The 10,700-nt window shown below is 69.2% G+C and carries 11 protein-coding genes and 1 pseudogene; 9 read left to right on the top strand and 3 right to left on the bottom strand.

Going from position 1 to position 10,700, the window contains the following annotated elements; translation table 11 throughout:
* Positions 1-96, top strand: a pseudogene (locus AWC03_RS17435) (type VII secretion protein EsxI); the annotation flags it as partial.
* Positions 97-180: 84 nt separating this feature from the next.
* Here the strand turns inward: AWC03_RS17435 and AWC03_RS17430 are convergent.
* Genes AWC03_RS17430 through AWC03_RS17420 form a run of 3 tightly spaced genes read right to left on the bottom strand, consistent with a single transcriptional unit; the run spans position 181 to position 3,346 of the window.
* A complete protein-coding gene (locus AWC03_RS17430) occupies positions 181-1,194 on the bottom strand; it encodes a zinc-binding dehydrogenase (protein WP_085241980.1) in 1,014 nt (337 codons plus the stop codon).
* Positions 1,194-2,381 carry an LLM class flavin-dependent oxidoreductase gene (locus tag AWC03_RS17425; protein WP_085241979.1) on the bottom strand — a complete coding sequence of 396 codons (1,188 nt, stop codon included), beginning with the start codon at positions 2,379-2,381 and terminating at the stop codon, positions 1,194-1,196. Before AWC03_RS17425 ends, AWC03_RS17430 begins: the two co-directional genes overlap by 1 nt.
* Complete coding sequence (locus tag AWC03_RS17420) at positions 2,378-3,346, bottom strand: alpha/beta fold hydrolase (protein ID WP_142278426.1); 969 nt, start codon at positions 3,344-3,346, stop codon at positions 2,378-2,380. Before AWC03_RS17420 ends, AWC03_RS17425 begins: the two co-directional genes overlap by 4 nt.
* A 135-nt stretch (positions 3,347-3,481) precedes the next feature.
* Here AWC03_RS17420 and AWC03_RS17415 point away from each other — a divergent pair, with 135 nt between their 5' ends.
* From AWC03_RS17415 to AWC03_RS17380, 8 genes are all read left to right on the top strand, one after another.
* A complete protein-coding gene (locus AWC03_RS17415; protein WP_085241977.1) occupies positions 3,482-3,898 on the top strand; it encodes a VOC family protein in 417 nt (138 codons plus the stop codon).
* A gap of 245 nt (positions 3,899-4,143) precedes the next feature.
* On the top strand, positions 4,144-6,501 hold the full coding sequence (ftsH, locus tag AWC03_RS17410; RefSeq protein WP_085241976.1) for an ATP-dependent zinc metalloprotease FtsH: 2,358 nt from the start codon (positions 4,144-4,146) through the stop codon (positions 6,499-6,501).
* Between the two features lie 15 nt (positions 6,502-6,516).
* Positions 6,517-7,131, top strand: coding sequence for a GTP cyclohydrolase I FolE (gene folE / locus AWC03_RS17405; protein ID WP_085241975.1), 615 nt, complete (start codon positions 6,517-6,519; stop codon positions 7,129-7,131).
* A gap of 18 nt (positions 7,132-7,149) precedes the next feature.
* Positions 7,150-7,983 carry a dihydropteroate synthase gene (gene folP / locus AWC03_RS17400; protein ID WP_085241974.1) on the top strand — a complete coding sequence of 278 codons (834 nt, stop codon included), beginning with the start codon at positions 7,150-7,152 and terminating at the stop codon, positions 7,981-7,983.
* Entirely contained in the window at positions 7,976-8,377 is a 402-nt protein-coding gene (gene folB / locus AWC03_RS17395) for a dihydroneopterin aldolase (protein ID WP_085241973.1), read from the top strand. The genes folP and folB overlap by 8 nt, the downstream gene beginning before the upstream one ends.
* Positions 8,378-8,417: 40 nt before the next feature.
* A complete protein-coding gene (gene folK, locus AWC03_RS17390; RefSeq protein WP_085241972.1) occupies positions 8,418-8,966 on the top strand; it encodes a 2-amino-4-hydroxy-6-hydroxymethyldihydropteridine diphosphokinase in 549 nt (182 codons plus the stop codon).
* Positions 8,966-9,442 (top strand): DUF3180 domain-containing protein, encoded by a 477-nt coding sequence (locus AWC03_RS17385; RefSeq protein WP_085241971.1) that lies wholly within the window; start codon positions 8,966-8,968, stop codon positions 9,440-9,442. Before folK ends, AWC03_RS17385 begins: the two co-directional genes overlap by 1 nt.
* Before the next feature lie 87 nt (positions 9,443-9,529).
* On the top strand, positions 9,530-10,700 hold a 1,171-nt coding region (locus AWC03_RS17380), incomplete at its 3' end, for a DUF6779 domain-containing protein (RefSeq protein ID WP_085241970.1).

Raw genomic sequence — 10,700 nt, 5'->3', positions numbered from 1 at the left:
ATCTACGAGCAGGCCAACGCCCACGGGCAGAAGGTGCAAAGCGCCGGCAGCAACATGGCCAGCACCGACAGCGCCGTCGGATCCAGCTGGGCCTAGTGGCGATCGCAAGCGCGGCCTGGCCGGGCGCGGCGGGTCGCCACCGTGGGTCTAGTGGCGGGTCGCCACCATTGACTCTGTGCCTTAAGGGGTGACGAGAACCTTGCAGTGCCGCTCGGGGTCGGCGAGTTCGTCGAAGGCGTCGCCGACCCCGTCCAGGCCCACCTCTCCGGTGATCAGCGGGCTCACGTCGATGTCACCCTCCGCCAGCGCGCGCAGCGAATCGGTGAACTCCTCGGGAGTGTAGGCAAGGCAGAACTGGACGTTGATCTCCTTGGCGATAGCGAAGAACGGATGTACGGTGTCGGGCTGCATGCAGACGCCGGCGACCACCAGACGGGTGCCCGGGCGGGCCCGGAGCAGCACGTCATCGATGATCCCGGGCACTCCGACCGCTTCGAATACCACGGCCGGTTTGACGGAGTCGAACGGTGAACCCTGCCCTGCATCCAGGGTCTGATGGGCGCCCATGGCGGTGGCCAGTTCCCGCCGCTTCGGCGAAAAGTCCGATGCCACGATGTTTTCCACCCCTCGGGATCGCAGCGCCGCGATGATCGCGATGCCGATCGGACCGCAGCCGATCACCAGGGCCGTCTCGCCGGGGGCGACGTTGGACTTGTTGACCGCGTGCAGCCCCACCGCCATGGGTTCGGTCAGGGCCGCGTGTTTGAAGTCAAGCCCGTTCGGGACGGGCAGCAGCAGCGCGGCCGAGAGGAGCATGCGTTCGGCGTAGCCGCCGATCGTGCTGTTGCTGTAGACGATCGGTTCGACGCCCTTGGCGGACAACAGCACCGGAAGCGAGGTGACCAGCGTTCCCGTCGGGTGGGTCTCGGTGCCGGGCCCGGCCTCCAGCACCTCGGCGCTGAACTCGTGGCCCATGAAAACGTCGTGATTCAAGTCGACATGCATGCCCCCCGCACCGCGGGCCACCCGTTCGGTCATCTCGAGCACGTGTGCGCCGTGAGCGGCGAAATGCAGGTCCGAACCACATATCCCGCACGCCCGCACGCCGACCAGTACTTGCCCCGCCTCGGGTACGGGATCTGGCACATCGTCTCGATAGACCATCCGGCCATCTCGCAATACCGCGGCGCGCATCAGCTGCTCACGCCCTTCTGTTCGTCGACGTGCTCGGTGATGGCTTTCACCACGGCCTCACCGGCTCGGCCGATCAACTGGTCGCGTCTGCCCTTGGCCCAGTCGTGCGACGAACGCGACGCCTCGAGTTGCCCCTTGAAATGGGGGATCACCTTGCGCGCCATCAGGTCATAGCAGTGATATGTCGCCTCCGGGGACGCCCAGTCGTGGCCGAGCATCAGCAGTGTGCCGAAACCGCCCGAGCGGTCGAGCAGGTCTTCGATGTGGGCGATCGCATCGTCGGGGGTTCCTATGCAGCAATTCCCCTTGGCCGCGTAGTCTTCGACGAACTCGTGGGGCGTCTGGGCGCCCTCGACGGTGTTGGCCAACGGGACGAACCCGGCAGCGCCGAAATAGTTGGCGAAATCCTGCAGCCCGTAGGTGCAGTCGTCGATGGCCCGCTCTCGACTGTCCGCGATGTGCATGATGCTCAAAACGCGCCAGTCGGCCCGATCCGGCTCGTCCCTGCCGGCTTTGGCGGCTTGCTCGCGCACCACGTCCCAGGTGGTTTCCAGCGCGGCGTAGCCGCCGGGTACCGACATCGACAGCGACAGCAGCGACGTGCCCAGCGCGCCCGCAAGCCGCGGTCCAGACGGGGAAATCATTGCGGCCGTGGATATCTCGGGATAGGGCCAGGTATACGGGCGGATATGCAGCTGCGCCTCGCGCAGCGTGAACCAGTCGGTGTGGCGGTCGATTCGCTCGGTCGGCCCGGCGCGGAACAACGCGAGGATCGCTTCCAGCGACTCCTGCATCATGTGCCGTTGGTCGACCGGGTCGATGCCCATCATGTAGGCGTCCGACGGCAACGCGCCGGGACCGGTGCCGAACATCACCCGGCCGCGGGTGAGATGGTCGAGCAGCACCCAGCGGTCGGCCACCATCAGCGGGTGGTGGTACGGCAGCGAAACCACGCCGGTGCCCAGCCGGATGTGTTTTGTCCGCTCGGCCGCGGCGGCGATGAAGACCTCCGGGCAGGCGATCAGCTCGTAGCCGCCGGAGTGGTGTTCGCCGAACCAGGCTTCGTCGAACCCGAGCCGATCGAGCGCGACTACCCGTTCCATGTCGTATTCCAAAGCCATGGTTGGCGATTGGCCGATCGGGTGAAACGGTGTGATGAAGACACCGAAGCGAAGTGGCGCGCTCATCGCAGCTCCAATCCGTTGAGGAAGTCCAATAGGGCCGCGTTCACCTCGTCGGGCCGCTCCTGCTGCAACCAGTGCCCCGCGTCCTCGATCATCACCTGCCGGTAGGGCCCGGTGATCAACTGCGCCGCACGGTCGGCGCGGGTGAACGTCAACACCGGATCGGCGGTCCCCCCGATAAAGACCGCCGGCACAGTGATTTTCGCGTCGGCCAGCTCGGGGGTGGTCTCCCAGTTGCGGTCGAAGTTGCGATACCAGTTCAGGCCGCCGGTGAAGCCGGTGCGGGAGAACTCGGCGATGTAGTGGTCGAGCTCCTCCCGGCTCAGCCAGTCGGGCAGCCCGTCGGGTTCCGGAAGGCGATCGATGAACCCCTCGGGCCCGGGCGCGACCATCCGCAGGCCCGCGGCCTTGTCGGCGGTCGTGCGCAGCCCACCCATCATCCGCCGCATCGTGCGGGCGGGGTCGGCGTTGAGTTCTGCGTCGGCGACGCCGGGCTGCTGGAAGTACAGGATGTAGAAGAAGTTCTCGCCGAATGCCTTGCGCCACGCCCTGGTCGGCGCCACCTTCGAGCGGGGCACCGCCGGCACGCTGAGGGCGGCAACCGCCGCGACCCGGTCCGGGTGCAGCAAGGGAGCGTTCCACACCACGGCGGCACCCCAGTCGTGTCCGATCCAGACGGCACGCTCGGCGCCGACGTCGTCGAGCAGACCGACCAGGTCGGCGGTCAGCTGATGGATGTCGTAGGCCTCGATCGCTTCGGGGCGCGAGGAGCCGCCGTAGCCGCGCTGGTCGGGTGCCAACACGTGGTAACCCGCGTCGGCCAGGGCAGGTATCTGGTGGCGCCACGAATAGGCGAGTTCGGGAAACCCGTGGGCCAAAATCACGACGGGCGCGCCGCGCTCTCCCGCCTCGGTCACCCGCAGCTGGACACCATTGGTCTCTACTAACCGTTCGGTTGATCTGGGCACCCTGCCACCAAAGCACAACCCCTACGAGGCTGAGAAGTATTCGCGCTGATTGCGAATAGCATTCCAACGGCTTTCGTCGCCTGGTAGATATCGCCGTGCAGCCATCGCAATTACGCGAAAGCAGGTGGAATCGGAATGAAGCGGCTCGACCACGTCGTCCTCTGGACGAGGGATCCGCGCGCCTCGATGGATTTCTACACGCGGGTGGTCGGCTTGGAGCCGGTCCGGTTTGCCGAGTTCGAGGCCGGCGATGCGCCGTTCCCGAGCGTGCGGGTGTGTGAGGACTCGATCATCGACTTGCTGCCGGTGGCCAACGCCGCCGCCACCGAGTCTCTGACCAAGACGGCAGGCAGCGCCGGGCACCCGGTCAATCACGTCTGCCTCGCATTGCCGAAACCGGAGTACGACGCGCTCGACCAACGCCTGCAGGCGGAAGGAGTGGACACCGGCGCGAGATTGAGTCCTACCTTCGGGGCTCGCGGGTGGGCGCCGGAGGGTTACTACTTCGCCGATCCGGACGGCAACGTCGTCGAGGCCCGCTACTACGAATGACGGCGACGTCCGGCGCGCGTGCCCGAGTCGGGGATCCCGGCGGGAACCCCTGGTCGTTGTATGCACAGATGGTGGCGACCCCGTTGTGCCCGGCTCTGCCGGAGCTGGTGATCGCCACGCGACAGATGGTGGCGACCCGCTTCGCTCCGGCTCTGCCGGAGCTGGCGATCGCCACGAGCGGTAACCTGGACTTTTCGAGCTGCGTGTATATCGGGGAAGGACCTGGCCACGAAGGCCGATGATTGATGAACCGGAAAAACGTTATTCGCACCGTCACGGCGATTGCAGTCGTGGTGCTGCTCGGTTGGTCGTTCTTCTACTTCAGCGACGACACCCGCGGCTACAAGCCCGTCGACACCTCGGTGGCGGTGGCGCAGATCAATGCTGACAACGTCAAGAGCGCGCAGATCGACGATCGCGAGCAGCAGCTGCGGTTGACCCTGAAAAAGGGCAACAACGACACCGACAATTCCGACAAGGTGATCACCAAGTACCCGAGCGGGTACGCCGTCGACCTGTTCAACGCGCTGAGCGCCAAGAATGCCAAGGTCAGCACGGTCGTCAACCAGGGCAGCATCCTGGGCGAGCTGCTGGTCTACGTGTTGCCGCTGCTGTTGCTGGTGGGCCTGTTCGTCATGTTCTCCCGCATGCAGGGCGGGGCGCGCATGGGCTTCGGGTTCGGCAAGTCGCGCGCCAAGCTGCTCAACAAGGACATGCCCAAGACCACGTTCGCCGACGTCGCCGGCGTCGACGAGGCCGTCGAAGAGCTCTACGAGATCAAGGACTTCCTGCAGAATCCCGGCCGCTACCAGGCGCTGGGCGCCAAGATCCCCAAGGGCGTGCTGCTCTACGGCCCGCCCGGGACCGGTAAGACCCTGCTGGCCCGCGCGGTGGCCGGCGAGGCCGGGGTGCCGTTCTTCACCATCTCCGGTTCCGACTTCGTCGAGATGTTCGTCGGCGTGGGGGCGTCGCGGGTGCGCGACCTGTTCGAGCAGGCCAAGCAGAACAACCCGTGCATCATCTTCGTCGACGAGATCGACGCGGTGGGCCGCCAGCGCGGCGCCGGCCTCGGCGGGGGCCACGACGAGCGCGAGCAAACGCTGAACCAGTTGCTGGTCGAAATGGACGGGTTCGACCCGCGGGCCGGCGTCATCCTGATCGCCGCCACCAACCGCCCCGACATCCTGGACCCGGCGCTGCTGCGCCCGGGGCGCTTCGACCGGCAGATTCCCGTTTCCAACCCCGACATGGCGGGGCGCCGTGCGGTGCTGCAGGTGCACTCCAAGGGCAAGCCGATCGGCCCCGACGCCGACCTCGACGGCCTGGCCAAGCGCACCGTCGGCATGACCGGTGCCGACCTGGCCAACGTCATCAACGAGGCGGCGCTGCTGACCGCCCGCGAGAACGGCACCGTCATCACCGGCGCCGCCCTCGAGGAGGCGGTGGACCGCGTGATCGGCGGCCCGCGGCGCAAGGGCCGCATCATCAGCGAGCAGGAAAAGAAGATCACCGCCTACCACGAGGGCGGCCACACCCTGGCCGCCTGGGCGATGCCGGACATCGAGCCGATCTACAAGGTCACGATCCTGGCGCGGGGACGTACCGGCGGACACGCGGTGGCGGTGCCCGAGGAAGACAAGGGCTTGCGGACCCGCTCGGAGATGATCGCGCAGCTGGTGTTCGCGATGGGCGGACGCGCCGCCGAAGAACTGGTGTTCCGGGAGCCGACCACCGGCGCGGTGTCCGACATCGAGCAGGCCACCAAGGTGGCGCGCGCGATGGTGACCGAATTCGGGATGAGCTCCAAGCTGGGCGCGGTCAAGTACGGCACCGAGCACGGCGACCCGTTCCTGGGCCGCACCATGGGGACGCAGGCCGACTACTCCCACGAGGTGGCCCGCGACATCGACGACGAAATCCGCAAGCTGATCGAGGCGGCCCACACCGAGGCCTGGGAGATTCTCACCGAATACCGCGACATCCTCGACACGTTGGCCGGTCAGCTGTTGGAAAAGGAGACCCTGCACCGGGCGGAGTTGGAAAAGATTTTCGCCGGCGTCGAAAAGCGGCCCAGGCTCACCATGTTCGACGATTTCGGCGGCCGCATCCCGTCGGACAAGCCGCCGATCAAGACCCCCGGCGAGCTGGCGATTGAGCGCGGCGAGCCGTGGCCACCGCCGGTCCCCGAACCCGCGTTCAAGGCGGCTATCGCGAGGGCCAGCCAGGCCGCGGCGGCCGCGGGAGTGGACGCCGACCGAAAGAACAACGGCGGGAACGGCTCTCAAGGCGCCGGTAACCACCCCGGCGTGCCGCACGGGCCCACCCAGCCGGACTACGGCGCGCCGGCGGGCTGGCACGCGCCGGGATGGCCACCGCAGGACCAGCAGCCCAACTACTGGTATCCGCCGCCACAGGGCCCGCAGCAGCCGTACTGGCCGCAACCCGCCGGGCACTACCCGGGCCATCCCGGCCAGCAGGGTCAGGCGCAGCCCCCGTACCCGCCGTATCCGCCCTACCCGCCGCCGAGCCTGCCCGACCCGGACGGCGGCAAGTCTCCCGAGCGGGACGACGTAAGCCGGTCCAACCCACCGGCTCACGGCTGACGAACGGAGGATTCGATGGCCTTGACGGGTTTGGGGCCGGACACCGCGACTTCGCCGACGCGGATGTTCGATCAGGCGCGTGCCGAGGCCGCGGTGCGGGAGTTGCTGCTCGCCATCGGCGAGGACCCGGACCGGCACGGGCTGCGGGACACGCCTGCCCGGGTCGCGCGCGCCTACCAGGAGATGTTCGCCGGGCTCTACACCGACCCCGACAGCGTGCTCAACACCATGTTCGACGAGGAACACGACGAGCTGGTGCTGGTCAAGGAGATCCCGCTCTACTCCACGTGCGAACACCACCTGGTGTCGTTTCACGGTGTGGCGCATGTCGGCTACATCCCCGGTGCCGACGGACGGGTCACCGGCCTGTCCAAGATCGCGCGGCTGGTCGACCTCTACGCCAAGCGGCCACAGGTGCAGGAACGGCTCACCAGCCAGATCGCCGATGCCCTGATGAACAAACTCAATCCGCGGGGCGTGATCGTCGTGATCGAGGCCGAGCACCTCTGCATGGCCATGCGCGGCGTCCGTAAGCCCGGCGCGGTCACCACCACCTCGGCGGTACGCGGACTGTTCAAGACCAACGCCGCTTCCCGAGCCGAAGCGCTCGACCTGATCCTGCGTAAGTGAGTCGCGCCTGTGCGGGTTATGGGAGTCCTGAACGTCACTGACGACTCGTTCTCCGATGGCGGCCGCTATCTCGATACCGGTAACGCGGTGGCGCATGGGTTGGCGCTCGCCGCGGACGGCGCGGACATGGTCGACGTCGGCGGGGAGTCGACCCGGCCCGGTGCCACGCGCATCGATGCACGGGTCGAGACGTCGCGGGTGATCCCCGTCGTCAAAGAGCTTGTGGCGGAAGGGATCACGGTAAGCATCGACACCATGCACGCGGAGGTCGCGCAGGCGGCCCTGCAGAACGGCGCGCGGATCGTCAACGACGTGTCGGGCGGACGGGCCGACCCCGCGATGGCGCCGCTGCTCGCCGACGCCGGCGTGCCCTGGGTGCTGATGCACTGGCGGTCGGTGTCCGCCGACCGCCCCCATGCGGCCCCGCACTACGACGACGTGGTGGCCGAAGTGCGCACCGAGCTGCTCGCCAGCGTGGACGCGGCCGTCGCGGCGGGCGTCGACCCGAACAACCTGGTGATCGACCCGGGCCTTGGGTTCGCCAAGACGGGGCAACACAATTGGGCGCTGCTGCGCGCCTTGCCGCAGTTCGTCGCCACCGGAATCCCGGTCCTCCTGGGCGCGTCGCGCAAACGGTTCCTCGGTACGTTGTTGGCCGGGCCCGACGGCTCGCCGCGTCCGCCCGACGGCCGCGAGACGGCGACCGCGGTGATCTCCGCGCTGGCGGCGCTGCACGGGGCATGGGGTGTGCGGGTGCACGACGTGCGGGCCACGGCCGACGCGCTCAAAGTGGTGGGGGCGTGGGCGCAGACCGAAGAGCGGCAGACCGAGCTGGCTGGAGACGATGGCTGATCGAATCGAATTGCGGGGCTTGACGGTTCGTGGGCGACACGGAGTTTTCGAACACGAGCGCGCCGATGGGCAGGACTTTGTCGTGGACATGACGGTGTGGATCGACCTTGCCGGCGCCGCCGAAAGCGACGAGCTGACCGACACTTACGACTACGCCGCACTGGCCCAGCTCGCCGCCGACGTCGTGGCCGGGCCGCCGCGCAACCTGATCGAAGCGGTGGGCGGCGAGATCGCCGACCGGGTGATGCACGACGAGCGGGTGCACGCGGTCGAGGTGGTGGTGCACAAGCCGCGGGCCCCGATCCCGCAGCAGTTCGCCGACGTCGCGGTGGTGGTGCGGCGGTCGCGCCGCGGCGGCCGCGGTTCGGTGGTCCCGGCGGGCCGGGCGCTGTGATGCGCGACGACCACGGCACCGGGGCCCGGGGGCGGCGCGGATGACGTGGGTGGTGCTGTCCATCGGATCCAACCTGGGCGACCGCCTGGCGCGGTTGCAGTCGGTGGTCGACGGGCTGGGCGACAAGGTGCTGGCGGTGTCCCCGGTGTACGAGACCGATCCGTGGGGCCGGGTCGATCAGGCGCCGTTTCTCAACGCGGTGCTGATCGCCAACGACCCGGCGTGCGACGCGCAGGGCTGGCTGCGCCGGGCCCAGGACTTCGAACGCGCGGCCGGCCGGGTCCGCGGCGAGCGCTGGGGGCCGCGCACCCTCGATGTCGACCTGATCGCCTGCTACGGCGAGGCGGAGGTGACCTCCCGCGAGAACAACCTGACGCTGCCGCACCCCCTGGCCCATCTGCGGGCTTTCGTCATGATCCCGTGGCTGGCCATCGACCCCGATGCCCAGCTGACCGTCGCCGAGGGCCCGCGGCCCGTCGCGGGCCTGCTCGCCGAGCTGGACGCGGCCGACCGGGCAGGCGTTCGGTTGACGAGCCTCACGCTCGAGCGGGCGGCCACGCCGCCGGCCGGTGGGGAACCGGAAGCCTGATGGGACCGACGCGCAAACGTGACCTGACGGCCGCGGTGGTCGGCGCTGCGGTGGTGGGCTATCTGGTGGTGAACGCCCTGTACCGGTGGTTTCCGCCCATCACGGTGTGGACGGGCCTGTCGCTGCTGGCGGTGGCCGTCGCCGAAGCGCTGTGGGCGCGCTACGTGCGGGCCAAGATCAACGACGGCGAAATCGGCGTCGGCTCCGGTTGGCTGCACCCGCTGGCCGTGGCGCGCGGGCTGATGGTTGCCAAGGCCTCGGCCTGGGTGGGCGCGCTGACGCTGGGGTGGTGGGTCGGGGTGCTGGTGTACTTCCTGCCGCGGCGATCCTGGCTGCGGGCGGCCGCCGAGGACACCACCGGCACGGTGGTCGCGGCCATCAGCGCGCTGGCGCTGGTCGGCGCCGCGCTGTGGCTGCAGCATTGCTGCAAGTCGCCCCCGGATCAACCCGAGCACGGCGAAGGGGCGGAGAACTAACCCGCCTCCTGACGGGCCGGCAAGCCGCGTGAGAATCGCCGGAGTAGGGCGACACGCGGAATGACCTCGCGCAGGTACAGTCAGGCCATGACCGTTCTGTCCCGCGGCGCCCGGGTTCGGCGCGGCGGCCGCAGGCCGGGTTGGGTGCTCTTGACCGCGTTGCTGGTCCTTGCGATAGGGGCCAGCTCCGCGCTGGTTTTCACCAATCGGGTGGAACTCCTCAAGCTGGCTGTAATCCTGGCGCTGTGGGCCGCAGTCGCCGGTGCCTTCGTGTCGGTGCTGTACCGCCGCCAGAGTGACGCGGATCAGTCGCGCGTCCGAGACCTGAAGCTGGTGTACGACCTGCAGCTGGATCGCGAGATCTCGGCCCGCCGTGAATACGAGCTGACCGTGGAGTCCCAGCTGCGCCGCGAGCTGGCCTCCGAGCTGCGCGCCCAGGCCGCCGACGACCTGGCCGAGCTGCGCGCGGAGCTGAGCGCGTTGCGCACCAGCCTGGAGATCCTGTTCGACACCGATCTCGCCCAGCGGCCGGCCCTGGAGAAGCCGGAGACCGAGGCGCCACCCGAGCGCGCGTACAGCGAGTGGGACCGCAACGGCGAGACCCCGCGTGACGCGCCCTACGACTGGGTGGCCAGCGATCGGGTCACCTCCGTCCCCCAGGACAACGCCACCGGCCGCGCCGACGAAACGGCGATCATCGACGTCCCCGAGGAACCACTGTTGCCGCCCCGGCAGCCGCAGCCCCGCCGCGAGCGGGTGCCTTACCAGTACGAGGTGCCGCCGGAACCGGCCCCGCCGGTCCAGCCCGAGCCGGCGTACCGCGCCGCGCCGCCGGAACCGGAACCGAGGTTCGAACCTCGCCAGCCACCGCCCCCACCGCCCCGGCCGGCGTCCGAGCCGGAACCCCAGCCGCAGGCGCCGGGTTGGCAGCCCGCCGGCGCGTCCGGGCTGTGGTTGCCCCCCGGCACCCCGGGTAGCCACTGGTCCGGCTCCGACGCCGCCGTCGCGGCCGCCGACGAGACGTCGGGCCGGCGGCGGCGGGCCCGCCATTCCGAACCGGATCGGGCCTGGGCCGGCCCGCCCGTCGAGCCGGTGAACCCGCCGCCGTACGGCGAGTCCGGTCGCCGGGCGCGGTCACGGCACTCCGCGGAGTACCGCGACTACGGCGTGCGCAACTTCGCCCCGACCGGCGAGCCCCGGAACGAGCCCCCGAGGGAGCCGGCGTTCGCGCCGCCACCTCCCGTTCCCGCCACACCCC

It is taken from the genome of Mycobacterium europaeum (genome assembly GCF_002102155.1).
Classification (GTDB): Bacteria; Actinomycetota; Actinomycetes; order Mycobacteriales; family Mycobacteriaceae; genus Mycobacterium; species Mycobacterium europaeum.
The sequence above is the reverse complement of the archived record's forward strand: the minus strand, read 5'-3'. Positions and strand labels throughout refer to the sequence as shown.